Source organism: Modestobacter sp. VKM Ac-2979, assembly GCF_026967995.1.
GTDB lineage: Bacteria > Actinomycetota > Actinomycetes > Mycobacteriales > Geodermatophilaceae > Modestobacter.
Genome location: NZ_JAPVBO010000005.1, coordinates 194,594 through 220,577, shown reverse-complemented (window position 1 = coordinate 220,577; position 25,984 = coordinate 194,594). Strand labels below are relative to the sequence as shown.

General features: G+C 74.3%; 19 protein-coding genes. 17 read left to right on the top strand and 2 right to left on the bottom strand.

Annotated elements, in window-relative coordinates:
- Positions 1 to 8: 8 nt before the first annotated feature.
- Entirely contained in the window at positions 9 to 638 is a 630-nt protein-coding gene (locus O2W15_RS15905; RefSeq protein WP_269162221.1) for a TIGR03085 family metal-binding protein, read from the bottom strand.
- A 232-nt stretch (positions 639 to 870) separates the two neighbouring features.
- Between O2W15_RS15905 and O2W15_RS15900 the strand changes: the two genes are divergently transcribed.
- The 17 genes from O2W15_RS15900 to O2W15_RS15820 all read left to right on the top strand — a co-directional run bounded on the left by O2W15_RS15900 (position 871) and on the right by O2W15_RS15820 (position 23,779).
- Positions 871 to 2,619: an ABC transporter ATP-binding protein gene (locus tag O2W15_RS15900; RefSeq protein ID WP_269180076.1), complete on the top strand. Its 1,749-nt coding sequence runs from the start codon at positions 871 to 873 to the stop codon at positions 2,617 to 2,619.
- Complete coding sequence (locus tag O2W15_RS15895) at positions 2,616 to 4,424, top strand: ABC transporter ATP-binding protein (protein WP_269180075.1); 1,809 nt, start codon at positions 2,616 to 2,618, stop codon at positions 4,422 to 4,424. Before O2W15_RS15900 ends, O2W15_RS15895 begins: the two co-directional genes overlap by 4 nt.
- 96 nt (positions 4,425 to 4,520) lie before the next feature.
- The gene (locus O2W15_RS15890; RefSeq protein ID WP_269180074.1) at positions 4,521 to 4,946 is read left to right on the top strand and encodes a hypothetical protein; all 426 of its coding nucleotides are present in this window, start codon (positions 4,521 to 4,523) and stop codon (positions 4,944 to 4,946) included.
- Between the two features lie 39 nt (positions 4,947 to 4,985).
- A complete protein-coding gene (locus O2W15_RS15885) occupies positions 4,986 to 5,405 on the top strand; it encodes a hypothetical protein (RefSeq protein WP_269180073.1) in 420 nt (139 codons plus the stop codon).
- 101 nt (positions 5,406 to 5,506) lie between these two features.
- Positions 5,507 to 7,162 (top strand): FAD-binding dehydrogenase, encoded by a 1,656-nt coding sequence (locus tag O2W15_RS15880; protein WP_269180072.1) that lies wholly within the window; start codon positions 5,507 to 5,509, stop codon positions 7,160 to 7,162.
- Entirely contained in the window at positions 7,159 to 7,893 is a 735-nt protein-coding gene (locus O2W15_RS15875; RefSeq protein WP_269180071.1) for a hypothetical protein, read from the top strand. Before O2W15_RS15880 ends, O2W15_RS15875 begins: the two co-directional genes overlap by 4 nt.
- A 57-nt stretch (positions 7,894 to 7,950) precedes the next feature.
- Positions 7,951 to 8,325, top strand: a complete 375-nt coding sequence (gene hisI, locus O2W15_RS15870; protein ID WP_269162228.1) for a phosphoribosyl-AMP cyclohydrolase — start codon at positions 7,951 to 7,953, stop codon at positions 8,323 to 8,325.
- A complete protein-coding gene (locus O2W15_RS15865; protein WP_269180070.1) occupies positions 8,322 to 9,827 on the top strand; it encodes an anthranilate synthase component I in 1,506 nt (501 codons plus the stop codon). Before hisI ends, O2W15_RS15865 begins: the two co-directional genes overlap by 4 nt.
- Complete coding sequence (locus O2W15_RS15860) at positions 9,824 to 10,483, top strand: TIGR02234 family membrane protein (RefSeq protein WP_269180069.1); 660 nt, start codon at positions 9,824 to 9,826, stop codon at positions 10,481 to 10,483. Before O2W15_RS15865 ends, O2W15_RS15860 begins: the two co-directional genes overlap by 4 nt.
- A 199-nt stretch (positions 10,484 to 10,682) precedes the next feature.
- Positions 10,683 to 11,492 carry an indole-3-glycerol phosphate synthase TrpC gene (gene trpC / locus O2W15_RS15855; protein WP_269162231.1) on the top strand — a complete coding sequence of 270 codons (810 nt, stop codon included), beginning with the start codon at positions 10,683 to 10,685 and terminating at the stop codon, positions 11,490 to 11,492.
- Positions 11,493 to 11,583: 91 nt separating this feature from the next.
- Positions 11,584 to 12,978, top strand: coding sequence for a tryptophan synthase subunit beta (gene trpB, locus O2W15_RS15850; RefSeq protein ID WP_269180068.1), 1,395 nt, complete (start codon positions 11,584 to 11,586; stop codon positions 12,976 to 12,978).
- Positions 12,975 to 13,775, top strand: a complete 801-nt coding sequence (gene trpA, locus O2W15_RS15845; RefSeq protein ID WP_269180067.1) for a tryptophan synthase subunit alpha — start codon at positions 12,975 to 12,977, stop codon at positions 13,773 to 13,775. The genes trpB and trpA overlap by 4 nt, the downstream gene beginning before the upstream one ends.
- A complete protein-coding gene (lgt, locus tag O2W15_RS15840; protein ID WP_269180066.1) occupies positions 13,772 to 14,815 on the top strand; it encodes a prolipoprotein diacylglyceryl transferase in 1,044 nt (347 codons plus the stop codon). Before trpA ends, lgt begins: the two co-directional genes overlap by 4 nt.
- A gap of 402 nt (positions 14,816 to 15,217) precedes the next feature.
- Entirely contained in the window at positions 15,218 to 19,894 is a 4,677-nt protein-coding gene (gene gltB, locus O2W15_RS15835; RefSeq protein ID WP_269180065.1) for a glutamate synthase large subunit, read from the top strand.
- Entirely contained in the window at positions 19,887 to 21,371 is a 1,485-nt protein-coding gene (locus O2W15_RS15830) for a glutamate synthase subunit beta (RefSeq protein ID WP_269162236.1), read from the top strand. The genes gltB and O2W15_RS15830 overlap by 8 nt, the downstream gene beginning before the upstream one ends.
- A 108-nt stretch (positions 21,372 to 21,479) precedes the next feature.
- Complete coding sequence (gene pyk, locus O2W15_RS15825; protein ID WP_269162237.1) at positions 21,480 to 22,895, top strand: pyruvate kinase; 1,416 nt, start codon at positions 21,480 to 21,482, stop codon at positions 22,893 to 22,895.
- The gene (locus tag O2W15_RS15820; RefSeq protein WP_269162238.1) at positions 22,892 to 23,779 is read left to right on the top strand and encodes an acyl-CoA thioesterase; all 888 of its coding nucleotides are present in this window, start codon (positions 22,892 to 22,894) and stop codon (positions 23,777 to 23,779) included. The genes pyk and O2W15_RS15820 overlap by 4 nt, the downstream gene beginning before the upstream one ends.
- 84 nt (positions 23,780 to 23,863) lie before the next feature.
- On the opposite strand, the gene O2W15_RS15815 is transcribed toward O2W15_RS15820, so the two are convergent.
- Positions 23,864 to 25,747 carry a pyridoxal-dependent decarboxylase gene (locus O2W15_RS15815; protein ID WP_269180064.1) on the bottom strand — a complete coding sequence of 628 codons (1,884 nt, stop codon included), beginning with the start codon at positions 25,745 to 25,747 and terminating at the stop codon, positions 23,864 to 23,866.
- Positions 25,748 to 25,984 lie beyond the last annotated feature (237 nt).

The following is a 25,984-nucleotide window of genomic DNA, read 5'->3' as shown; positions in this document are numbered from 1 at the left end:
GTGGGGGGTCAGTCGACGGTGAGGTCCACGCAGGCGACCTCGCGGCGGCCGCTCACCCAGAGCAGCACCTCCAGCGGGGCACCGGTCACCGTCGTCGTCGGCTCACCGTCGTGCAGCCGGCGCTCGCTGCCCGCTGAGCCGTCGGGCACGTCGCTGCGCCGCACCAGCAGGCCGGCCGTCGGCCGCTGCGACGCCTGGCCGCGGGCCAGGACCGGCACGCTCTTCCACAGCTGGTCCTGCACCTGCCGGGGCAGCTCCCGCGGTGCCCACCCCGGCTGTGCCCGCCGCACGTCCTCGTGGTGGATCACCATCTCGGCGGTGTTCACCAGCCGGTCCACCGCCGGCCAGGAGGTGGGCACCCAGGTCGGCGGGCCCGACCGGACCTCGGCGACCAGCCGGCCGTAGTCCTGCCGCTCCCGGGCCCGGCCGTGGACCTTGTCCGTCCACCGCGCGAACGGCCCGCCCAGCACGAACCCCGGCATGGCATCGGGGCGACGGTCGCGTACGACCAGGTGGGCGGCCATGTCCTGGGTCGCCCAGCCCTCGCAGCAGGTGGGCCGATCGGGCCCCAGCTGCTCCAGCAGGTCGGCCAGCGCGGCCCGCTCCGACTGGGACACGGGCACGGCGGAGGTCGGCACCAGCCGAGGTTATCGCCGTTCCGGCACCGACGGCCCGCCGACGAGACCGGCTCGTGACCGACGCCCCGGGCCCCGACCTCCGGGCCGCCGCGAGGCTCCCGGCAATTCCGTTAGGGGGCCTAAGGAACGCGAGTACGCTGACCGCACCGACCGCTCGACCCCCTGGAGGACCCCTGTGCCGCGCCGCAGAGACGCCGTCGTCCGGCGCGGGCTCCGTCACGTGCGCCGCGCCGTGCGCGAGCAACCGGGCATCTTCGCGCTGGCGTTCCTGGGCAGCAGCCTCTACGGCGGGATGACCGTCGCCAGCGCCTACGTCATCGGTGGGATCACCACCCGGGTGCTGCTGCCGGCCTTCGACGAGGGGGCGACCACCACGGCCGCGCTGACCCTCGCCGCGCTGGCGATCCTCGTCGTCGCCGTACTGAAGATCGTCGGGATCATCGGCCGGCGGCTGTTCGCCGGGATGATGGCCTACCGGCTGCAGGCCGACTACCGCCGCCGGGTCACCGGCCAGTACCTCCGCCTGCCGCTGTCCTGGCACCAGCGGCACCCCACCGGGCAGCTGCTGTCCAACGCCAACTCCGACGTCGAGTCGGCGTGGTTCTTCGTCCAGCCGCTGCCCTTCGCCTGTGGCGCGTTGGTCATGGTGGCCATCACCAGCGTCGCGCTGGTGCTCACCGACCCCCTGCTCGCACTGGTCGGGCTGGTCGTCTTCCCCCTGGTGTTCGTGATGAACGCCGTCTACAGCCAGGTCATGTCGCCCCGGATGGCGCGTGCCCAGCAGCTGCGCGCCGAGGTCAGCGAGATCGCCCACGAGAGCTTCGACGCCGCACTCGTCGTCAAGACGCTGGGCCGGGAGACCACCGAGACCAGCCGGTTCGCGGTGAAGGCCGACGAGCTGCGCGACGGGCTGATCTCGGTCGGCCGGGTCCGGGGCCTGTTCGACCCGCTCATGGAGGCGCTGCCGAACCTGGGCACCCTGGCCGTGCTGCTGATCGGTGCCCAGCGGGTCGCCGCCGGTGCCGCCGACGCCGGCGACCTGGTCTCCATCGCCTACCTGTTCATCCAGCTGGCGCTGCCGATCCGGGCCATCGGCTGGGTGCTGGCCGACCTGCCCCGGGCGATGGCCGGGTTCGACCGGGTGACCCCCGTGCTCGAGGCCACCGGGGAGATCCCGCACGGGCCCGATGCGGCGCCCGCCGGCGACCAGGGCGCCGTGCTCGAACTGCAGGACGTCTCCTTCCGCTACGGCGGTGCCGCGCGCCCGACCCTGGCCGGCGTCACCTTCGACGTCGCCGCCGGGCGCACGCTCGCCGTCGTCGGCCCGACCGGCGCCGGCAAGTCCACCCTCGCCGGGCTGCTGGTGCGGCTGACCGACCCGGACTCCGGGGCGGTGCTCCTCGACGGGGTCGACCTGCGCACCCTCCGCGAGGGCCAGGTCAGCGACCAGGTGGCGTTCGTCGCCCAGACGACCTTCCTGTTCGACGACACCGTCCGCGACAACGTCACCCTGGGCGGGCCGTACACCGACGAGGAGGTCCACGAGGCGCTGCGCATCGCCGCCGCCGACGACTTCGTCGGCCGGCTCCCCGACGGCCTGGACACCCGGGTCGGCGAGCGCGGCGCCAGCCTCTCCGGCGGTCAGCGGCAGCGGCTGGCGCTGGCCCGCGCCATCGTCCGCCGTCCCCGGCTGCTGGTCCTGGACGACGCGACCAGTGCGGTCGACCCGTCGGTGGAGGCCCGGATCCTGGACGCGCTGCGCGCCGCCGACCGGCCGGCCACCGTCGTCGTGGTCGCCTACCGGCAGGCCACCATCGCGCTGGCCGACGAGGTGCTGTGGCTGGAGGCCGGCCGGCTCGTCGCCCGCGGCACGCACACCGAGCTGCTCGCCCAGGTGCCCGGCTACGCCCGCCTGGTGCACGCCTACCAGCCCCCCGAGCCCGGCCCCGCCGAGCGCGAGCCCGCGGGGGTGCCGGCGTGAGCGACCATCCGGTGCTGGCCACCGACCGCCGGTCGGAGACCGCCACCGCGACCCTGCGCCGCGGCCTGCGGATGATGCCGGAGTTCCGCCAGGGGCTGCCCGCCACCTTCGCCCTGGCCCTGGTCGCCACCGCCGGCCGGGTGGTCGTCCCGATCGCCGTGCAGCAGACCATCGACCGGGGGCTGCGCGCGCCCGGTGGCACGGACATCGAGCTGGTCCGCGACCTGGTCGCGATCTGCGCGGTCGTCGTGCTGATCACCAGCTTCGCCGTCTACCGGATGAACGTCCGGCTGTTCCGCACCACCGAGACGGCGCTGGCCGGCCTCCGGGTCCGGGCGTTCCGGCACGTGCACGACCTGTCGGTGCTGCACCAGCAGGGCCAGCGGCGAGGGTCGCTGGTCTCCCGGGTGACCAGCGACGTCGACCAGCTGTCGGTGTTCATGCAGTGGGGCGGGGTGCTCGGGCTGGTCAGCCTGGGCCAGCTCGTGGTGGCCACCGCCGTCATGGCGTTCTACTCCTGGCAGCTGACCCTGCTGGTGCTGGTCTGCTTCATCCCGCTGGCCGTGGCGGTCAAGTTCTTCGCCCGCCGCCTCGTCGAGGTCTACGGGGTGGTGCGGGAACGGGTCGGTGACGTGCTGGCCGCCGTGGGGGAGTCCGTCATCGGTGCGCCCACGGTGCGGGCCTACGGCATCCGCGCCCGGACGGCGGCCCGGCTCGACGGCGCCATCGACCGGCACTACCGCGCCTCGGTGCACGCGCAGAAGGTGACCGCAGGCGTCTACGTCAGCGGAGAGTTCGTCGCCGCCGTCGCCAACGCGGCGGTCGTCGTGGTCGGCGTGCTGCTCGGCATCGCCGGGGACATCAGCGCCGGCACCCTCGTCGCCTTCCTCTTCCTGGTCACGCTGTTCGTCGCGCCGGTGCAGACCGCCAGCGAGGTGCTCAACGAGGCGCAGAACGCCGTCGCCGGGTTCCGCCGAGTGCTCGACGTGCTGGACACCGAGCCCGACGTCCAGGACCCCGCCGACGGCCGGCCGCTGCCGGACGGGCCGCTGGACGTGCGCTTCGACGCCGTCTCCTTCGCCTACGGGGCGGGGGCCGCCAAGGCCCTGGACGGCGTCGACCTGACCATCGCCGCCCGGACCCGCATCGCGATCGTCGGGGAGACAGGGTCGGGCAAGACGACGTTCGCCAAGCTCGTCACCCGGCTGATGGACCCCACCGGCGGCCGGGTGCTGGTCGGCGGCGTGCCGCTGGACGAGGTGGCCTTCGCGTCGTTGCGCGAACGCGTGGTGATGGTGCCCCAGGACGGGTTCCTGTTCGACGCCTCGGTCGCCGACAACGTCCGCTACGGCCGGCCGGACCTGACCGACGCGCAGATCGTCGCCGCCTTCGACGAGCTCGGCCTGCGCGACTGGCTGGACGGGTTGCCCGACGGCGTCAGCACGCCGGTGGGCCAGCGTGGGGAGTCGCTGTCAGCGGGGGAACGGCAGCTGGTCGCGGTGGCCCGCGCCTACGTGGCCGACCCCGACCTGCTGGTGCTGGACGAGGCGACCAGCGCCGTCGACCCGGCCACCGAGATGCGGCTGACCCGGGCGCTGGACGCGCTCACCGACGGGCGCACCACGCTGACCATCGCGCACCGGCTGTCCACCGCGGAGCGGGCCGACGAGGTGCTGGTCGTCGACGCCGGCCGGGTGGTCCAGCGCGGCACGCACGCCCAGCTCGTGGACGCCGACGGGCCCTACGCCCGGCTGCACGCCTCGTGGCGCCGCAGCTCCGGCCGGCAGCCCGAACCCGCCGCCTGACTGCCCGTCCGGTACCGGTGGGGCGGGGGGACGACGATCCCGCCCGCCCGCCGCCCGAGCGGCCCGGGACCCGCGCCGAGGCCCTACCGTCCGGCCGTGTCCTCCGAGTCCGCCAGCCGCCGTCCGCCGCTGCCCGCTCTGGTCGCCGTGCTGGGGGCGGTGCTCACCGCGTTGCTGACCGGCTTCTTCAGCGTCATCGCCCTGGCCTTCTCCAACGGGCAGTACGACGGTGGCACCTGGCTGGTGATCGCCATACCCGTGCTGCTCGCGGCCTGGCTGCTGACCGGCGCGCTGCTGCTGCTGATCGGCCGCTCCTGGCTGGCGCTGCTCGTGCCGGCCGCCGTGGTGTTCGCCCTGGTCGTCTGGGGGACCGTCGCGGCCGGGCTCGGCTCGGACACCGACGGGTTCGTGGTGCTGATGTGGCTGCTGCCGGCCGGCACCGCGGTGCTCGCCGGGCTCCCCGGCGTCCGCCGATGGGTCGCCGCCCGGCGGGGCGCCCGACTGTCCACAGATCGCGGCTGACCACCCCGTGCGCCGGCGGGCGCCCCTAGCGTCCGGAGGGTGCCTGAGACGGACGACGACCCCCCGATGACCGCGCTCCTCGCCGGCCTGGCGGGCGGGGTGAGCGCGGTCCCCCTCCTGTTCATGGCGCTGATCACCTACAGCTACGCACCGGACCTCGACCCGGTCGAGCGGTGGTCCTGGCCGTTGCTGCTCGCCCTCGCGGTCGGGCACCTGGTCGGTGCTGCACGGCTCACCCGGCAGCGGGGCCACCGGCTGCTGGTCGGGGTCGCGGTGGCCACCCTGGTCAGCTACCCGCTGCTGGTGGTCGTGAGCTCGGCGGGACAGCCGGAGCCGGTGGGCGACGTGGTCGCCGCGCTGGCCGTCGTGCTGGCCGGTCCGCTGCTGGCCGCGCTGCTCGGGTCGTCGTCCGACGCGCGGCGCTGGGCCGACCGGTCCGCCGGGGTCCCTCCCAGCTGACCACGCCTGGCGACCCGGGCGGCGGTGCGCCCGCCCCGGTCGAGCGACTCGCACACGCCGGACCGAGGGCGCGGCGCACTCGGCCGACTAGCGTCCCCGGGGTGGGCAACGACGCTGACGTGATCGTGGTGGGGGCGGGGCTGGCCGGGCTGGTCGCCACCGCCGAGCTGGCCGATGCCGGGAAGCGGGTGCTGCTGCTGGACCAGGAGCCGGCCGCCTCCCTCGGCGGGCAGGCGCACTGGTCCTTCGGCGGGCTCTTCCTCGTCGACAGCCCCGAGCAGCGCCGGCTGCGGGTGAAGGACTCCCTGGAGCTGGCCCGGCAGGACTGGCTGGGCACCGCCGGCTTCGACCGCGCCGAGGACCACTGGCCCCGCCAGTGGGCCGAGGCCTACCTGCAGTTCGCCGCGGGGGAGAAGCGCGCCTGGCTGCGCGCCCAGGGCGTCCGGTTCTTCCCCGTCGTCGGCTGGGCCGAGCGCGGCGGGTACACCGCGACCGGACACGGCAACTCCGTCCCCCGGTTCCACATCACCTGGGGCACCGGACCCGGCGTGCTCGCCCCGTTCCTGCGCCGGGTCGCCGACGCGGCCGCCCGCGGGCTGGTCGACGTCCGGCACCGGCACCGGGTCGACGGGCTGGTGGTCACCGGTGGCGCGGTCACCGGGGTGCGCGGCGCGGTCCTGGAGCCCAGCGACGTCGAGCGCGGCGTGGCCAGCTCCCGCACCGAGGTCGGCGAGTTCGAGTACTCGGCGCAGGCCGTCGTCGTCACCTCCGGCGGCATCGGCGGCAACCACGAGCTGGTGCGGAAGAACTGGCCGGCGCGGCTGGGCCCGGTGCCGAAGCGACTGCTCTCCGGCGTCCCGGCGCACGTCGACGGCCGGATGCTGGAGATCGCCCAGGGCGCCGGCGGCCGGGTCGTCAACCCCGACCGGATGTGGCACTACACCGAGGGCATCGCCAACCACTCACCGATCTGGGCCCACCACGGCATCCGGATCCTCCCCGGCCCTTCCTCGCTGTGGCTCGACGCCACCGGCACCCGCTTGCCGGTCCCGCTGTTCCCCGGCTTCGACACCCTCGGCACGCTCGCGCACATCGGCACCACCGGGTTCGAGCACACCTGGTTCCTGCTCACCCAGAAGATCGTGGAGAAGGAGTTCACCCTCTCCGGCTCCGAGCAGAACCCCGACCTCACGGACAAGGACCTCAAGCTGCTGCTCACCCGGGTGCGCGCGGGCGCGGCGGCCCCGGTGCAGAAGTTCCTGGACGACGGCGAGGACTTCGTCGTCGAGCGCACCCTGCCGGAGCTGGTCGCCGGGATGAACCGGCTCACCGGCGACTCCCCGCACGTCGACCTGGCCACCGTGGAGCGCGAGGTCGTCGCCCGCGACCGGGAGATCGCCAACACCTTCACCAAGGACCTCCAGGTGACCGCGATGCGCCAGGCCCGCACCTTCCTGGGCGACAAGCTGATCCGGGTCGCCGCACCGCACCGGCTGCTGGACCCCGACGCGGGGCCGCTGATCGCCGTCCGGCTCAACGTGCTCACCCGCAAGTCCCTCGGCGGCCTGGAGACCGACCTGTCCGGCCGCGTGCTGCGGGCCGACGGGGGACCGTTCCCCGGGCTGTACGCGGCCGGGGAGGTCGCCGGCTTCGGCGGCGGGGGGATGCACGGCTACCGCTCGCTGGAGGGCACCTTCCTCGGCGGCTGCCTGTTCTCCGGCCGGGTGACCGGCCGCGCGCTGGCGGCGGCGCTGTGACCACACCCGACTGGGACGCCGTCCCCTACACCGGCCCGCCGTCCTACGGCCCGCCCCCGCAGCAACCGGGTCATGGCCACCCGTCCGGCTACAGGCCGCCGCCACAGGGATGGGCGGCTCCGCAGGAATGGGCGGCTCCGCAGGGATGGGCGGCTCCGCAGGGATGGGCGGCTCCGCAGGGCTGGCCCTCGCCGCCGGGCTGGGTGCCGGCCGGGTGGGGTCCGCCGGGGTGGGGTGCACCGGGAGGGTGGGGCGCTCCGCAGCGCCCGGCCCGGCCCGGGTCGGTCGTCGCCGCCGCCGTGCTGGCCTTCGTCTCCGCGCTGCTGGTGGTGCTCGGCACCATCTACGGCCTGGCGTTCAGCGCGCTGCTCAGCCTCGCCCAGGGGCCCTCGGCCGGGGTCGGCACCGGGACGGCGCTGGCCCAGCTCGCACTGGTGGCCCTGCTGGTCGTGGGCGGGCTGCGGCAGCTGAACGGCGACCGCCGGTTCCTGCTCGCCGCCTGCGGGCTCCAGCTGGCCCTGAGCCTGTACTGGGTGACGGTGCTCGGCGACCTCTCCGCGCGCAGCATCGGTGACGCCCTGGGCTTCGTCCCGGTCCTCTACGTGGTCCTCGCCGGGACGGCGGCCGGCCTGACCTTCCTGCCCGACGCCCGGGCGTGGGCCCGGCAGGCAACACCACCGGCACCGGCGGGGGAGCAGCCGCCCGCCGGAGCGCCCCGGCCCGGGCCCTGACCGGCGCTGCGTCCGGGGCCTGACCGGCCGCAGCGCGCCGGGTGGGACGATCAGCGCATGTCCGCCCCTGCCCCCGACACCGCCCTGGACCCCGCCGTCGCCACGCTGCTGAGCCGCGACCCCGCCGGCCTCGTCGCCGCCGTCGTGCAGCAGCACGACACCGGCGAGGTGCTGATGGTCGCCTGGATGGACGACGAGGCGCTGCACCGCACGCTCACCACCGGCCGGGCCACCTACTGGTCGCGCAGCCGCGGCGAGTACTGGGTGAAGGGGGAGACCTCCGGTCACCGGCAGTGGGTGCGCGACGTACGGCTGGACTGCGACGGCGACGCCCTGCTGCTGCTCGTCGACCAGGAGGGCCCGGCCTGCCACACCGGCGAGCGCAGCTGCTTCCACCGCCCGCTGCCGGCCACGCCCGGGGCGCCGGCATGAGCCTGCAGCTGGGCCGCACCAGCCCGACCCCTGCCGAGTTCGCCCACCTGGACGCGCCCGTCGTCCCGGTCACCCGCCGGCTGCTGGCCGACAGCGAGACCGCGGTGGGCATCTACCGCAAGCTGGCCGGCAACCGGCCGGGCACCGTGCTCCTGGAGTCCGCCGAACAGGGCAAGCAGTGGTCCCGGTTCAGCTTCGTCGGCGTGCGCAGCGCCGGCGTCCTCACCGAGGCCGACGGGACGACGGCCTGGCTCGGCGACCCGCTGCCCGGGCTCACCGACGACCTGCCCGCCGACCCGCTGGCCGCCGTCCGCACCCTGGCCCGTCGGCTCCGCTCGCCGCGCACGCCCGGCCTGCCGCCGCTGACCGGCGGGCTGGTGGGCTACCTGGGCTACGACGTCGTCCGGCGGCTCGAGCGGCTGCCGCAGACCGCCGTCGACGACCTGGGCATGCCCGAGCTCGCGCTGATGCTCGTCACCGACCTCGCGGTGCTGGACCACACCGACGGCACGGTGCTGCTCATCGCCAACGTGCTGGGCGGTGCGCCGGGTGGCTACGACGACGCGGTCGCCCGGCTGGACGCGATGGCCGCCGACCTGGCCGAGGCGGCGCCCCCCGGCGTGGCGATGGTCGAGACCGCCGACGCGCCGCCGGTGACCAGCAACATGGGGCCGGGGGAGTACGAGGCCGGCGTCGAGCGGGTGCGCGAGCACGTCCGCGCCGGCGACGTCTTCCAGACCGTGCTCGCCCAGCGCTTCGAGCTGGCCACCGACGTCGACGCCCTGGACCTCTACCGGGTGCTGCGGGCCACCAACCCCTCGCCGTACATGTACCTGCTTCGCTTCGCCGGGCGGCAGTCGCCGTTCGACGTGGTCGGCTCCTCCCCGGAGGCGCTGGTCACCGTGACCGGGAGCCGGGCCGTGGTGCACCCGCCGGCCGGCACCCGTCCGCGCGGCGCCACCCCGGAGGACGACGTGCGGCTCACCGAGGAGCTGCTGGCCGACCCCAAGGAACGCGCCGAGCACGTGATGCTGGTCGACCTGGCCCGCAACGACCTGGGCCGGGTGAGCGAGCCGGGCACCGTCGAGGTCGCCGACTTCATGCGGGTCGAGCGGTACAGCCATGTCATGCACCTGGTCTCCACCGTGGCCGGTCAGGTGACCCCGGACCGGGACGCGCTGGACGTGTTCGACGCGACCTTCCCCGCCGGCACCGTCTCCGGGGCGCCCAAGCCGCGGGCGATGGAGGTCATCGAGTCCCTGGAGCCCACCCGCCGGGCGCTCTACGCCGGCACGGTCGGCTACGTCGACGCCAGCGGTGACATGGACATGGCCATCGCCATCCGCACCGCGGTGCTGCACGACGGCCGCGCCTACGTGCAGGCCGGCGCCGGCGTCGTGGCCGACAGCGACCCGGCCAGCGAGGAGGCGGAGACCCGGCACAAGGCCCGCGCCGTGCTGTCGGCGATCGCCACCGCGGAGGGGCTGCGGGAGCTCCGGTGAGCCACCCCGCGCCCCCGGTCCCACCTCCGGCCGCCACCCGGGGCCGGCGGGAGCTCACCGTCGCGGTCCTGCTGTCCGCGCTCTCCGGTGGGCTGGCGCTGTCGGCGTCCGGGGAGCCGTGGGCCGACGTCACGGTCGTGCGCGAACCGCCGCTGCCGCCGACGTCGGAGGTGCTGACCGGCAGCCAGGCCGCACCGCTGGTCGCCGCGTGCGGGCTGCTGCTGCTCGCCGCCGCGGTCGCGGTCATCGCCGTCCGCGGCGTCGGCCGGGTGGTGGTCGGCCTGCTGGTCGCGGTGGCCGGTGGCGTGCTCGGCTGGTCGGGGCTGCGTGCGCTCACCGGTTCGCTCGACCTCGGCGGCACCGACGTGACGTCGGGGGTCGGGCTGGGGCAGGCCCAGGTGACCACCGACCCCGTGGCCACCTGGCCCGCGGTGGCCCTGGTCGCCGGTGTGCTCGGCGTGCTGGCCGGGGCCCTGGTGGTGCTGCGCGGCCGGGACTGGCCGGGCATGGGGCGTCGCTACGAGCGCACCGGGCAGCCGGCGGGGGCGACGGCAGCACCTGCCCGGCCGGCTCGTCCCGCTCGCCCGGAGACCGATGAGGACCGGCACCAGGCGGCCTGGAAGGCCCTGGACCGCGGCGACGACCCGACCGCATGAGGACGAGGTCCTCCTCCTCGCCGCGCGGCCCCGCGCCGGGCCCGCCCAGCCGGTCGCCCGCTCTTGTACCCGGGCCGTCCGGACGGCGTGCACCGGCCCCCGGAGGGAACCGGACCTGGCCCGTCTCTAGAGTGATCCACGCGGTCCGAGTGGTGGGGACCGGTCCGGTGCCACATCCTGAGAGGTCCGAGGAGGGGTCATGAGCGTCCTCGACGAGATCGTCGCCGGTGTCCGGGAGGACGTCGCTGCCCGTCAGGCCACCACCCCGCTGACCGAGGTGCAGGCCGCGGCCCGCGATGCCCGGCCCGCCCTGGACGCCCTCGCCGCCCTCCGGGCCCCGGGCGTCGGTGTGATCGCCGAGGTCAAGCGGCGCAGCCCGAGCAAGGGCGACCTCGCTGCCATCGCCGACCCGGCCGCGCTCGCCGCGCAGTACGCCGCCGGCGGTGCCCGGGTGATCAGCGTGCTGACCGAGGGCCGCCGGTTCGGCGGGTCGCACGCCGACCTGGCCGCCGTCCGGGCCGCCGTCGACGTCCCGGTGCTGAACAAGGACTTCGTGATCAGCAGCTACCAGGTGCACGAGGCCCGGGCGCACGGGGCCGACCTGGTCCTGCTCATCGTGGCCGCGCTCGACCAGCCGGTGCTCATCGGCCTGCTCGAGCGGATCGAGTCCCTCGGCATGACCGCCCTGGTCGAGGTGCACAGCGAGGCCGAGGCCGACCGCGCGCTCGCCGCAGGTGCCTCGGTGATCGGCGTCAACGCCCGCGACCTGACGACGCTGTCGGTCGACCGCTCCACCTTCGAGCGGATCGCCCCGGGCCTGCCCAGCGAGGTCGTCAAGATCGCCGAGTCCGGGGTGCGCGGCCCGCACGACCTGATCAGCTACGCCGGCGCGGGCGCCGACGCGGTGCTGGTGGGGGAGGGCCTGGTCACCGCCGGTGACCCGCGGCAGGCGGTCGCCGACCTGGTCACCGCCGGTTCCCACCCGGCGACCCCGCGCACCACCCGTTAGTAGAAGGACCCTCCTGCCCCCCACCGCTCGCAAGCTCGCGGCGGGCCCCTGCAGGAGGGCCAAGAGGAGGAAGGTCCCTACGCTGGGGGGCATGACCCTCTCCGCGCACGCCCCGGCCCCTGACGTCCCCGACGCCACGGCGTCGGGGGAGTGGCCGGATGCCACGGGGCACTTCGGTGTCTTCGGCGGCCGGTTCGTCCCGGAGGCGCTGATCGCCGCGCTCGACGAGCTGACCGCGGCCTACGAGGCGATGCGGGTCGACCCCGCGTTCCTCGACGAGTTCGCCCGCCTGCAGCGCGACTACACCGGCCGGCCCAGCCCGATCACCGAGGTGCCGAAGTTCGCCGAGCACTGCGGCGGAGCGCGGGTGCTGCTCAAGCGCGAGGACCTCAACCACACCGGCTCACACAAGATCAACAACGTGCTCGGCCAGGCGCTGCTCACCAAGCGGATCGGCAAGACCCGGGTCATCGCCGAGACCGGCGCCGGCCAGCACGGGGTCGCCACCGCCACCGCCGCGGCCCTGATGGGGCTGTCCTGCACCGTCTACATGGGCGAGGAGGACACCCGCCGCCAGGCGCTGAACGTCGCCCGGATGCGGCTGCTGGGTGCCGAGGTGATCCCGGTGACCACCGGCTCCCGCACGCTGAAGGACGCGATCAACGAGGCGTTCCGCGACTGGGTGACCAACGTCGAGACGACGAACTACGTCTTCGGCACCGTCGCCGGCCCGCACCCGTTCCCGATGATGGTGCGCGACTTCCAGCGGGTCATCGGCGACGAGGCCCGCGCGCAGCTGCTGGAGCGTGAGCAGCGGCTGCCCGACGTCGTCCTGGCCTGTGTCGGTGGCGGGTCCAACGCGATCGGCATCTTCACCGCCTTCGTGCCCGACGAGGCCGTCCGGCTGGTCGGCCTGGAGGCCGGTGGGGACGGCGTGGACACCGGCCGGCACGCGGCCACCATCACCGGGGGAGACCCCGGTGTGCTGCACGGCGCGCGCTCCTACCTGCTGCAGGACGACAACGGGCAGACCGTCGAGTCGCACTCCATCTCCGCCGGCCTGGACTACCCCGGCGTCGGCCCCGAGCACGCCTTCCTGCACGACATCGGGCGGGCCGAGTACCGGCCGGTCACCGACGCCGAGGCGATGGAGGCCTTCGCCCTGCTGTGTCGCACCGAGGGGATCATCCCGGCGATCGAGTCGGCGCACGCGCTGGCCGGCGCGATGATGGTCGGCCGTGAGCTCGGCCCGGACGCGCTGCTGCTGGTGAACCTCTCCGGCCGCGGGGACAAGGACGTCGAGACCGCCAGCGCCTGGTTCGACCTCGCCGACCGGACGGCGCCGACCGACTCCGACGAGCGGGCCGTCGAGGCCGGCCGGGGTGCGGAACCGGGGCCGGGCCTGGACACCGAGCAGCACGCCACCGAGGGCGCGGTCAGCAACGACCTGGCCGTGGCCGGGCAGGACGCGGGGGAGGACTCGTGAGCGCACTGCAGGAGCGCATCGCCGCGGCGCGGTCCGAGGGGCGGGCGGCGCTGATCGCCTACCTCCCGGTCGGCTACCCCGACGTCGACGGCTCGATCGCGGCGATGGTCGCGGCGGTCGAGGGCGGCGCTGACATCGTGGAGATCGGCGTGCCCTACTCCGACCCGGGGATGGACGGGCCGGTGATCCAGGAGGCCGTCGACGTCGCCGTCCGGGCCGGGGTCGGCATGGCCGACGTGCTGCGCGCCGTGACCGCGGTCGCCGCCGCCGGTGCCGTGCCGGTGGTGATGAGCTACTGGAACCCGATCGAGCGCTACGGGGTCGACCGCTTCGCCGACGACCTGGCCGCGGCCGGTGGCGCCGGCGCCATCACCCCCGACCTCATCCCCGACGAGGCCGGCGCCTGGCTGGCCGCCAGCGACCGGGTGGGCCTGGACCGGGTCTTCCTGGTCGCGCCGTCGTCCACCGACGCCCGGCTGGCCGCCACCGTCGCCGCCTGCCGCGGCTTCGTCTACGCCGCCTCCACGATGGGCGTCACCGGCAGCCGGGCCACCGTCGGGGACGCCGCGGAACGACTGGTCGCCCGCACCCGTGCCGCCGCCGGCGAGCCGCCGGTCTGCGTCGGCCTGGGGGTCTCCACCGGCGACCAGGCCGCCGAGGTCGCCGGGTTCGCCGACGGGGTGATCGTCGGGTCGGCCTACGTCCGGCGGCTGCTCGACGGGCACGGCGCCGACGGCGTGCGTTCACTGTCCGCCGAGCTCGCCGAGGGCGTCCGGCGTGCGAAGGTGCAGGCATGACCCTGCTGGCGGACGCCTCCGTCCTCGCCGCGATCCCCAGCCCCACCCAGGGGGTGTGGGAGATCGGGCCGTTCCCCCTGCGCGCCTACGCGCTGTGCATCATCGCCGGCATCGTGCTGGCCTGCTGGCTGGGTGAGCGCCGCTGGGTCGCCCGCGGCGGCGCCCCCGGCGACGTGCTGGACATCGCCGTCTGGGCCGTGCCCTTCGGCATCGTCGGCGGTCGCATCTACCACGTGATCACCACCCCGCAGCCCTACTTCGGGGAGGGCGGCGACCCGATCCGGGCCTTCGCCATCTGGGAGGGCGGCCTCGGCATCTGGGGCGCGATCGCGCTCGGCGGGGTCGGCGCGTGGATCGGGTGCCGGCGGCGGGGGATCCCGCTGCCCGCCTGGGCCGACGCCATCGCCCCCGGCATCGTGCTCGCCCAGGCGGTGGGGCGACTGGGCAACTGGTTCAACAACGAGCTCTACGGCAGCGCCACCGACCTCCCGTGGGCGCTGACGATCTACCGCTGGAACGCCTCCGCCGGTCAGGCGCTCACCGGTCCCGACGGCGAACCGCAGGTGCTGGGCACCTTCCACCCCACGTTCCTGTACGAGCTGCTGTGGAACCTCGGCGTCGCGGCGTTGGTGATCTGGGCCGACCGCCGCTTCCGGCTCTCCCACGGGCGGGCCTTCGCGCTGTACGTCGCCGCCTACTGCGCCGGCCGGGTGTGGATCGAGATGCTCCGCATCGACACGGCCGAGCAGTTCCTCGGGCTGCGGCTCAACGTGTTCACCTCGATCATCGTCGGCCTGCTGGCCGTCGCGTACATGATCGTCAACCGCGGCCGGCCGCGAGAGGTCATCACCCGCGGCGCGGAGAAGGCCGGCGACGGCGTCCCCGCTGCAGCGTCGTCTCCTGCCGCCACCACCGGCGCCACGGCCACGGGCGCCACGGCCGGGAGTGCGCCGGTCGGGGGAGAGACGGTCACCGACGAGGCCGGCGACGGCCGGACCGGAGCCCGGACCGACGAGGGCGGTTCGCCCCGGGCCGGCTGACCCGGCACGCTGCCGCGACGGCCGCCTTTCCGCAGCTGGAGGAGACTTTCCCGACACCTGTTCGACATGTCGCGCACGTGTCCCCGCTGTGTACGCTCAACTCTGGCCGACCAGTGATCCTGGGCCGGCCGGCGACGTCGGACCGGGCCAGCGCTGCCCCGCGCACGACCATCCCGCGGTCACCCGCCCCCGCGGGAGCGCGGGTCCCTGAGGCCGTCTCGACGTACCGTGTCCGCCGGCCTCCGCTGCCCCACTCGTCGGACCCCCCGGGGTCCTCCGCGCACCACCCCACCCGCTCTGACCACCCGGCGGGGTCTGCGACCCCCCGCACCAGCGCCACCCGCCGACCCGGACCACCGGGCGGTGGAGCCGGCGCCGCGGCCAGCCGACGACGGGAGTGACATGTCTGACCTCGCCGCCCCCTCCGCGGGATCGCCGTCCCCGGCCGCAGCCCTGCCGGCCGTGCCCTTCTCCGCGCTGCCGGCCGCCTCCGGGCTCTACGACCCGGCCCACGAGCACGACGCCTGTGGCGTCGCCTTCGTCGCCGACGCCCGGGGCCGCCGCTCCCGGACGATCGTCGCCGCCGGACTCACCGCGCTGCACAACCTCGACCACCGGGGCGCCGCGGGGTCCGAGCCGAACTCCGGTGACGGGGCCGGGATCCTGACCCAGGTCCCCGACGGACTGCTGCGGGAGAGCGTCGACTTCGACCTGCCGCCGTTGGGCGAGTACGCCGTCGGCATCGCCTTCCTGCCCGCCGACGAGACCGAGCGGGCCTCCGTCGTCGACGCCGTCGCCGGGCTCGCCGCCGAAGAGGGCCTGACCGTCCTGGGCTGGCGGGTGCTGCCGGTCGACCCGGACGCCGCCGACCTCGGGCCCACCGCCCGGCGGGTCATGCCGCACTTCGCCCAGCTCTTCGTCGCCGAGACCATCGGTGCCCGGGCCGACGCGCGTGCCTTCGGTGGCACCGCGGCCCCGCACGGGGTCACCCGGCTGGAGCGGCGGGCCTTCGTGCTCCGCAAGCGGGTCGAGCGCGCGGCCCGGGACGCCGGCACCAGCTGCTACATCGCCTCGCTGTCCTCCCGGACGATCACCTACAAGGGCATGCTGACCACCGACCAGCTGCCGGCGTTCTTCCCGGACCTGACCGACGAGCGCTACGAGTCGGCCATCGCGCTGGTGCACAGCCGGTTCTCCACCAACACGTTCCCCAGCTGGCCGCTGGCGCACCCGTTCCGGTTCATCGCCCACAACGGCGAGATCAACACCATCAAGGGCAACCGGAACCGGATGCGGGCCCGCGAGGCCAAGCTGGACACCGGGCTGTTCGACGGTCCGGCCGGCCCGGCCAGCGAGCTCGGGCTGGAGCGCATCTTCCCGGTCACCGCCAGCGACTTCAGCGACTCGGCGACCTTCGACGAGGTGCTCGAGCTGCTGCACCTGTCCGGCCGGTCACTGCCGCACGCGGTGCTGATGATGATCCCGGAGGCGTGGGAGAACCACGACGAGATGGACGCGGCCCGCCGCGCCTTCTACCGGTTCCACTCCTCGATCATGGAGCCCTGGGACGGGCCCGCCTGTGTCGCGTTCACCGACGGCAGCCTGATCGGCGCGGTCCTGGACCGCAACGGCCTGCGCCCCGGCCGCTGGTGGCGCACCAAGGACGATCTGGTCGTGCTGGCCAGCGAGGCCGGCGTGCTCGACATCCCGGCCGGCGACGTGGTGGCCAAGGGCCGGCTGCAGCCGGGTCGGATGTTCCTCGTCGACACCGCCGCCGGGCGGATCGTCTCCGACGAGGAGGTCAAGGGCGCCCTGGCCACCGCCGAGCCCTACGACGACTGGCTGCACGCGGGGCAGGTGCACCTCCCGCAGCTGCCCGAGCGGCGTCGTTCCCGGCCCAGCCACGAGTCCGTCGTCCGTCGGCAGCAGCTCTTCGGCTACACCGAGGAGGAACTGCGCATCCTGGTGCAGCCGATGGCCGCCAGCGGCGCCGAGCCGATCGGCTCGATGGGCACCGACACCCCGATCGCGTCGCTGTCGGACCGCTCCCGCCAGCTCTACGACTACTTCACCCAGCTCTTCGCCCAGGTCACCAACCCGCCGTTGGACGCCATCCGCGAGGAGCTGGTCACCAGCCTGGGGCGGACCTTCGGCCCCGAGCAGAACCTGCTCGACGCCACCCCGGCCTCCTGCCGGCAGCTGTTCCTGCCCTACCCGGTCATCGACAACGACGAGCTGGCCAAGATCCTGCACATCGACGACGACGGTGACCTGCCCGGTTTCGCCGCCGTCCGGATCACCGGCCACTTCGACGTCGCCGGCGGGGGCGAGGCGCTGGCCCAGGCGGTCAAGGACCTGCGCACCAAGGTCAGCAAGGCGATCGCGGCCGGCGCCCGGGTCATCGTGCTCTCCGACCGGGACTGCGACGAGAAGCGCGCCCCGATCCCGTCGCTGCTGATGACCGCCGCCGTCCACCACCACCTGGTGCGCGAGCGCACCCGCATGCAGGTCGGCCTGGTCGTCGAGTCCGGCGACTGCCGCGAGGTGCACCACGTCGCGCTGCTGCTGGGCTACGGCGCGGCCGCGGTGAACCCCTACCTGGCGTTCGAGAGCGTCGAGGACCTGATCCGCACCGGCACGCTCACCGGCGTCCAGCCCGCCCAGGCCGTCCGCAACGTGGTCAAGGCCATGGGCAAGGGCGTGCTGAAGGTGATGAGCAAGATGGGCATCAGCACCGTCGGCTCCTACACGATGGCCCAGATCTTCGAGACGGTCGGCCTGTCCAAGGCCGTCGTCGACGAGTACTTCACCGGGACGTCGGCCACGCTGGACGGCGTCGGGCTCGACGTGCTCGCCGAAGAGGTCGTGATGCGGCACCGCCGCGCCTACCCGAGCAACCCGACGGAGACGGCGCACCGGCGGCTGGAGACCGGCGGGGAGTACCAGTGGCGCCGCGAGGGCGAGGTGCACCTGTTCAACCCCGAGACGGTGTTCCTGCTCCAGCACGCCACCCGGTCCCGGCAGTACGACGTCTTCCAGCGCTACACCGACACCGTCGACGGGCTGTCCGCCGAGGCGGCGACGCTGCGCGGCCTGTTCACCCTCAAGACCGGTGACCGGCCCGCCGTCCCGCTGGAGGAGGTGGAGCCGATCAGCGAGATCGTCAAGCGGTTCCAGACCGGCGCGATGAGCTACGGCTCCATCTCCGCCGAGGCGCACGAGACCCTGGCGATCGCGATGAACCGGCTGGGGGGCAGGTCCAACACCGGCGAGGGTGGCGAGGACCCCGACCGCTTCACCGCCGACCCCAACGGTGACCTGCGCCGCTCCTCGATCAAGCAGGTCGCCAGCGGACGGTTCGGCGTCACCAGCGAGTACCTGGTCAACGCCGACGACATCCAGATCAAGATGGCCCAGGGCGCCAAGCCCGGTGAGGGCGGTCAGCTGCCGGGCAGCAAGGTCTACCCGTGGGTGGCCCGTACCCGGCACTCCACGCCCGGCGTCGGTCTGATCAGCCCGCCGCCGCACCACGACATCTACTCGATCGAGGACCTCAAGCAGCTCATCCACGACCTCAAGAACGCGAACAACGAGGCGCGGGTGCACGTCAAGCTGGTCGCGGAGTCCGGGATCGGCACGGTCGCGGCCGGGGTCAGCAAGGCCAAGGCCGACGTCGTCCTGGTCTCCGGCTTCGACGGCGGCACCGGTGCGGCGCCGCTGACCTCGCTCAAGCACGCCGGCATCCCCTGGGAGATCGGCCTGGCCGAGACCCAGCAGACGCTGTTGGCCAACGGGCTGCGCGACCGGATCGTGGTGCAGGTCGACGGGCAGATGAAGACCGGCCGGGACGTCATCGTCGCGGCCCTGCTCGGCGCCGAGGAGTTCGGCTTCGCCACCGCACCGCTGGTGGTCGAGGGCTGCGTGATGATGCGGGTCTGCCACCTGGACACCTGCCCGGTCGGCATCGCCACGCAGAACCCGGAGCTGCGCAAGCGGTTCACCGGCAAGCCCGAGTTCGTGGTGACCTACTTCGAGTTCCTGGCCGAGCAGGTGCGCGGGTACCTCGCCGAGCTGGGCTTCCGCTCCATCGACGAGGCCGTCGGCCACGCCGAGCTGCTCGACGTCGCGCCGGCGATCGACCACTGGAAGGCCTCGGGGCTGGACCTGCGGCCGATCCTGGCCGTGCCGGAGCTGCCCGAGGGCACGCCGCGGCGCAAGGTCCGCGACCAGGACCACGGGCTGGACGTCGCGCTGGACCAGACGCTGATCCAGCTGTGCGAGGGCGCGCTGCTCGACGCCCGACCGGTGCACCTCGAGCTGCCGGTGCGCAACGTCAACCGCACCGTCGGCACCATGCTGGGCTCGATGGTCACCCGGCGGTTCGGCGGCGAGGGCCTGCCCGACGGCACGATCGACCTGACCTTCACCGGGTCGGCGGGTCAGTCCTTCGGGGCGTTCCTGCCGCGCGGGATCACCATGACCCTGGTCGGCGACGCCAACGACTACGTCGGCAAGGGGCTGTCCGGTGGTCGGATCGTCGTCCGCCCGGCGCCGGAGGCGAGCTTCCCCGCCGAGGACAACGTCATCGCCGGCAACGTGATCGGCTACGGCGCCACGGCCGGCGAGGTCTTCCTCCGCGGCCGGGTGGGGGAGCGGTTCTGCGTCCGCAACTCCGGGGCGCTGGCCGTCGTCGAGGGCGTCGGTGACCACGCCCTGGAGTACATGACCGGCGGCACCGCGATCATCCTCGGGCCGACCGGGCGCAACATCGCCGCGGGCATGTCCGGCGGGATCGGGTACGTGCTCGACCTGGCCCGGCACCGGGTCAACACCGAGATGGTGGACGTCGAGGCGCTGGACGGGCAGGGCTCCGCCTGGCTGCGCGACGTCCTCGAGCGCTACCGCGAGGCCACCGACTCGGCCGTCGCGACCAGCCTGCTGGCCGACTGGGGTCGTTGGTCGGGGCGTTTCAGCGTGATCATGCCGCGTGACTACCGGCGTGCCATGGAGGCCCGGCGGGCCGCCGAGGCCGCGGGGTACGACGTGGACCGAGCCGTGATGGAGGCAGCTCGTGGTTGACAGCACCGGGTTCCTGAGGTTCGACCGCGAACTGCCGCCGAGGCGGCCGGTCGACCTGCGCCTGCTGGACTGGAAGGAGGTGTACCTGACCCGGGACACGGGTGAGGACGCCGTCTTCCCGGTGCGGGCGGTCCGTGAGCAGGCGGCGCGCTGCATGGACTGCGGCATCCCCTTCTGCCACCACGGCTGCCCGCTGGGCAACCTGATCCCGGAGTGGAACGACCTCGCCCGCCGGGACGACTGGCAGGAGGCGATCGAGCGGCTGCACGCGACGAACAACTTCCCCGAGTTCACCGGGAAGCTGTGCCCCGCGCCGTGCGAGTCGGCCTGCGTGCTCAACCTGGAGAACGCACCGGTCACGATCAAGCAGATCGAGTGGGAGATCATCGACCAGGCGTTCGTCAACGGCTGGGTCACCCCGCAGCCGCCGGCGGAGCTCAGCGGCAGGAAGGTCGCCGTCATCGGGTCCGGGCCGGCCGGGCTGGCCGCCGCCCAGCAGCTCACCCGCGCCGGGCACCAGGTGACCGTCTACGAGCGGGACGACCGGATCGGCGGGCTGATCCGCTACGGCATCCCCGAGTTCAAGATGGAGAAGCGTCACCTGGACCGGCGGCTGGACCAGATGCGCGCCGAGGGCACCCGGTTCGTCACCGACGTCACCGTCGGCGGCAGTGCGGGCAGCCTGACCACCGAGCAGCTGCGCGCCGAGCACGACGCCGTCGTGCTGGCGATCGGCACCCCGGTGGCGCGTGACCTGCCGCTGCCGGGCCGGGAGCTCGACGGCGTGCACTTCGCCATGGAGTACCTGCCGCACGGCAACCGCCAGGCGCTCGGTGAGCTCGACGACCCGCCGCTGTCGGCCAAGGGCAAGCACGTGGTCATCATCGGCGGCGGCGACACCGGCGCGGACTGCCTGGGCACCGCGCACCGTCAGGGCGCGGCCTCGGTGGCCCAGCTGGACTACAAGCCGGCGCCGTCGGGCACCCGGCCCGAGGACAACCCCTGGCCGACCTACGAGATGATCCTGCGCGTCTCCCCGGCGCACGAGGAGGGCGGCGAGCGGCTGTTCGCCGTCAACACCGAGGCGTTCCTCGGTGACGAGCAGGGCCGGGTCCGGGCGATCGAGGTCGTGGAGATCGAGGTCGTCGACGGCCAGCGCCGGCCCAAGCCCGGCAGCACCCAGGAGCTGCCGGCCGACCTGGTGCTGCTGGCGCTGGGCTACACCGGCCCGGAGACCACGGGCCTGGTCGAGGAGCTGGGCTGCGGCGTCGACGAGCGCGGCCGGGTCGCCCGGGACGACGAGTACATGTCCAGCGTCCCCGGGGTGTTCGTGGCCGGGGACATGGGCCGCGGGCAGTCGCTGATCGTCTGGGCCATCGCCGAGGGGCGCGCCGCGGCCGCCGCCGTCGACACCTGGCTGACCGGCAACTCGATGCTGCCCCGACCGGTCACCCCGGACGCCGTCCCACTGCGCTGAACCGCTGGTCGTCGGCGGGATGAGACGTCCCTGACGACTGCTGCCCCTCGGGGGGACACGACGGACCCGGTCCGCTGTGTCCGCCCGAGGGGCGACTAGTTTTGCCTCATGTCTCGTCGCGCGAAGATCGTCTGCACGCTGGGCCCGGCGACCGGTTCCCTGGACCAGATCACCGCCCTCGTCGAGGCCGGCATGGACGTCGCCCGCCTCAACTTCAGCCACGGGAAGCACGCCGACCACGAGACGGCCTACCGGCTCGTGCGCGAGGCCTCCGACAAGGTCGGTCGCGCCGTCGCCATCCTGGCCGACCTGCAGGGTCCCAAGATCCGCCTCGGCACCTTCGCCGACGGCCCGGTCACCTGGGCGACCGGCAGCCGGGTCTGCGTGACCGTCGAGGACGTGGCGGGCACCGCCGAGCGGGTCTCCACCACCTACAAGGACCTCGCCAACGACGTGCGGGTCGGTGACCGGCTCCTGGTCGACGACGGCAAGCTCGCCCTGACCGTGGTCGAGGTCGACGGCCCCGACGTGTGGTGCCTGGTGCTCGAGGGCGGCCAGGTCTCCAACAACAAGGGCCTGTCCCTGCCCGGCGTCGCCGTCAGCGTCCCGGCGCTGTCGGAGAAGGACGCCGAGGACCTGCGCTTCGCGCTCTCCCTCGGCGTCGACTTCATCGCGCTGTCCTTCGTGCGGCACGCCCGGGACGTCGAGCTGGTGCGCGAGATCATGCGCCAGGAGGACATCGAGGTGCCGGTGATCGCCAAGCTGGAGAAGCCGGAGGCGGTCGAGAACCTCGAGGCGATCGTCGAGGCCTTCGACGGCGTCATGGTGGCCCGCGGCGACCTGGGCGTGGAGCTGCCGCTGGAGCAGGTGCCGCTGGTGCAGAAGCGCGCGGTGCAGGTCGCCCGCGAGCGGAACAAGCCGGTCATCGTCGCCACCCAGATGCTCGAGTCGATGATCAGCGCCTCCCGGCCCACCCGGGCCGAGGCCTCCGACGTCGCCAACGCCGTCCTGGACGGCGCGGACGCGGTCATGCTGTCGGGGGAGACCTCGGTGGGGAAGTTCCCCGTCGTCGCGGTCAAGACGATGGAGCGGATCATCGACGCGGTCGAGTCCGACGCCGTGCGGGTGCCCGAGCTCCTCGTCCCGCCGCGCCAGCGCTCCGGGGCCATCGTGCGGGCCGCCAAGGACATCGGTGAGGCGCTCGACGTCGCGGCACTGGCCGCCTTCACGCTGACCGGGAAGACCGCACACATCCTCGCCGCGCTGCACACCCGGCTGCCGATCCTCGCCTTCACCACCGACCCGGCGGTGCGCAGCCGGCTGGCGCTGTCCTGGGGCGTGGAGACCTTCCTCGTCCCCGAGGTCACCCACACCGACGACATGGTCGGTCAGGTCGACTTCTCGCTGCTGTCCATCGGCCGGCTGAAGGAGGGCGACAAGGTCGTCATCGTCGCCGGCAGCCCGCCGAACACCGCCGGCTCCACGAACCTGGTGCGGGTGCACGAGGTGGGGACCGAGGCGTGACGGCCGGGGTCGCGCAGCCGGGGGAGACCCCGGCCGCGGAGCTGATGGTCGTCCTGGACCTGGAGGAACGGGGCCCGGACGTCTACGTCGGCCAGACCCCCAGCACCCCGTTGCAGCGGATCTTCGGTGGTCAGGTCGCCGCGCAGGCCCTGACCGCCGCGAACGCGACGGTGGGGCCGGGGCGGGTGGTGCACTCGCTGCACTCGTACTTCCTCCGCCCCGGTGACCCGCACGAGGAGATCCGCTACGAGGTCGACCGCATCCGCGAGGGCCGCTCGTTCAGCACCCGGCGGGTGGTGGCCCGGCAGACGCGCAAGGGCGAGGACGTCGCGATCTTCGCGCTGACCGCGGACTTCACCGCCGGGGAGCGGGCCGTGGTCGAACACTCCCTGCCGATGCCCGAGGTGCCCGGTCCGGAGGGGCTGCCCGGGCTCGCCGAGGTCACCGCGGCGCACCCCGGGCAGGGGGCGGCGTCCGCGGCGATCGGGCGGGCGGTGGAGCAGCGGTACCTCGCCGACCCGTTCGACCCGCAGCCGCGGCTGCCACCGGACACCGCCTTCCGGGTCTGGTTCCGGGTGGCCGGCCGGCTCCCCGACGACGACGCCGTGCACGCGGCCGCGCTGACCTTCGTCAGCGACCTGACCCTGCTCTCGGCCGGGCTGGCCCGCACCGGTGGCGGCTGGGGCGGGTCGATCGTGGGGGCCAGCCTCGACCACGCCGTCTGGTTCCACCGGCCGGTTCGCGCCGACGAGTGGTTCCTCTACGAGACCGACAGCCCGGCGGCCGCGAGTGGCCGCGCCCTGTGCTTCGGGCAGATCTGGGCCGCCGACGGCACGCACGTGGCCACCGTGGCCCAGGAGGGCCTGATCCGCTCCCTGGGCTGACCCCGCGACCGCAGGCGCGCGGTCGTGCGCTCAGCGGGGTGCCCGGTCGACGATCACCCCGTTGAGCGCACGACGGCTGCCGGGTCAGCGGGCGGGGTGCTCCGGATCCGCCGGGGCCGGGACGTCCAGGCCGGCCTGTGCGCCCGCCTGGGTGGCCGTCTCGTCGCCTGCCGCGGGGGTCTCCACGGTGGGCGTCCCGGCGTCCGGGGTCCCCGCCGTCTCGATCTCCGCGGTCTCCGCGGTCTCCGCGGTCTCCGCGGTCGCGGGCTCGGCGTCCGGGGTGCCGGGCGTGCCCTCTGCCGCGCGCTCGGTGCTCGGCTCGGTCGCCGGGGCCGCCGGGTCTGCTCCGGCAGCCGCGTCCGCCTGCTCAGCTGCGGCCTGCTCAGCCGCGGCCGCCTCCGCTGCCGCGGCCGCCTCGGCTGCTGCCTGCTCCGCCGCGGCCGCCTCGGCGGCGGCGTGCTCGGCGGCGGCCTGGCGCTCGGCCACCTCACGGGCCCGCTGCTCGGCCTGCTGTTCGGCGAAGTCGTTGGCCAGCCAGTCGTGGCCCTCCTGCAGCAGCGTCCACAGCCGCTCGACGTGCGCCCGCGTGGTCGCCGGAGCGCCGATGGCCACCCGCAGCACTGCTCGGCCGGCCACGGTGGTGTGCGTCAGGAAGACCTCACCGCCGTCGTTGAGCCGGTCCAGCAGGGTCATGGTGGCGACGTCGGCGTCCACGCCGCGCGCCCAGCGCGGCTGCAGGCAGACCAGGGACAGCGGGTGGGGGGCGACGACGTCGAACCGGTCGTCGGCCCGGGCCCAGCCGGCCAGCTCCTGGGCCAGCGCGACGTGGTCGCGGATGTGCTCCCGCAGCCCCTCGGCGCCGTACCAGCGGACCACGAACCACAGCTTCATCGCCCGGAAGCGGCGGCCCAGCTCGATCTGCCAGTCCCGGTAGTCGACCACGGCACCGGTGTCGGTGGCGGCGTTGCGCAGGTACTCGGGCAGGATCGACAGGGCGCCGGTGAGCGCGGCCCGGTCGGCCACCCAGAACAGCGTCGCGTCGAACCCGGTGAGCAGCCACTTGTGTGCGTCGGTCGTGTAGCTGTCGGCCCACTCGACGCCGGCCTGCAGCGCACGCAGCTCCGGGACGACGGCGCTGACCCCGGCGTAGGCGGCGTCCACGTGCAGCCACACCCCGAAGCGCTGGCAGATCGGGCCCAGCGCGGCCAGCGGGTCGATCGCGGTGGTCGACGTCGTCCCGACCGTGGCGCAGACCAGTACCGGGACGAACCCGCGGGCCACGTCACGCTCCAGCCGCTGCTCGAGCGCCCGAGGGCTCATCGCCAGCTCGGCGTCGACCTCGACCACCCGGATCGAGTCGGTGCCCAGCCCGGCGATCCGGGCGGCCTTCTCCATCGAGCTGTGCGTCTCGGCGGAGACGTAGACGGTGTACTCGTCCGGGCGGACCCCCTGGCGCAGCGTCGCGCCCTTGCTCGCCCGGTGCAGCGCCGCCAGCAGCGCGACCAGGTTGGCGCCGGAGCTGGAGTCCTGCACCACGCCGCCACCGGTGCCGGTGGACAGGAAGGACCCCGGCAGGCCCAGCAGGTCGGCGAACCAGTCCATGACGTGCTGCTCGAGCTCGGTCGCGGCCGGGCTGGTCACCCAGGACATGCCCTGCACGCCGAGGCCGGCGGAGAGCAGGTCGCCGAGCACCGAGGGACCGGAGGTGTTGGCCGGGAAGTAGCCGAAGAAGCCGGGGTGCTGCCAGTGCGTCACCCCGGGCAGCACGACGCGCTCCAGGTCGGCCAGCACGGCGGAGACCGGCTCGCCCTGCTCGGGCGCGCTCGCCGGCAGCATGGCCCGGACGTCGCCGGGGGAGACCCGCGACCGGACCGGGTGCGCGGCGATGCCCGCCCAGTAGTCGGCGATCCAGTCGACGACCTCGTGGCCGTGCTGGCGGAACTCCTCAGGGGTCATGTGGCCGGTCACGGGGCCAACATAGGCGGCGCGACCGAGGACGATCCGGCGGCCTCACCGGGGTGGGTGTCCCGGGCCCGTGCTGCCACCTCGTGGGGTGCCCGTTCGTACTGGTCCTTCGGTGCCCCCGGTGCGACTCGAACGCACACTGCGCGGGTTGTGACTCGCTGCAGTTCGTACTGGTCCTTCGGTGCCCCCGGTGCGACTCGAACGCACACTGCGCGGGTTGTGACTCGCTGCAGTTCGTAC

Coding starts and splice junctions, on each gene's coding strand:
- hisI (WP_269162228.1), top strand. CDS start 7,951: ATGTCCGCCCCTGCCCCCGACACCGCCCTGGACCCCGCCGTCGCCACG.
- O2W15_RS15865 (WP_269180070.1), top strand. CDS start 8,322: ATGAGCCTGCAGCTGGGCCGCACCAGCCCGACCCCTGCCGAGTTCGCC.
- trpC (WP_269162231.1), top strand. CDS start 10,683: ATGAGCGTCCTCGACGAGATCGTCGCCGGTGTCCGGGAGGACGTCGCT.
- trpB (WP_269180068.1), top strand. CDS start 11,584: ATGACCCTCTCCGCGCACGCCCCGGCCCCTGACGTCCCCGACGCCACG.
- lgt (WP_269180066.1), top strand. CDS start 13,772: ATGACCCTGCTGGCGGACGCCTCCGTCCTCGCCGCGATCCCCAGCCCC.
- gltB (WP_269180065.1), top strand. CDS start 15,218: ATGTCTGACCTCGCCGCCCCCTCCGCGGGATCGCCGTCCCCGGCCGCA.
- pyk (WP_269162237.1), top strand. CDS start 21,480: ATGTCTCGTCGCGCGAAGATCGTCTGCACGCTGGGCCCGGCGACCGGT.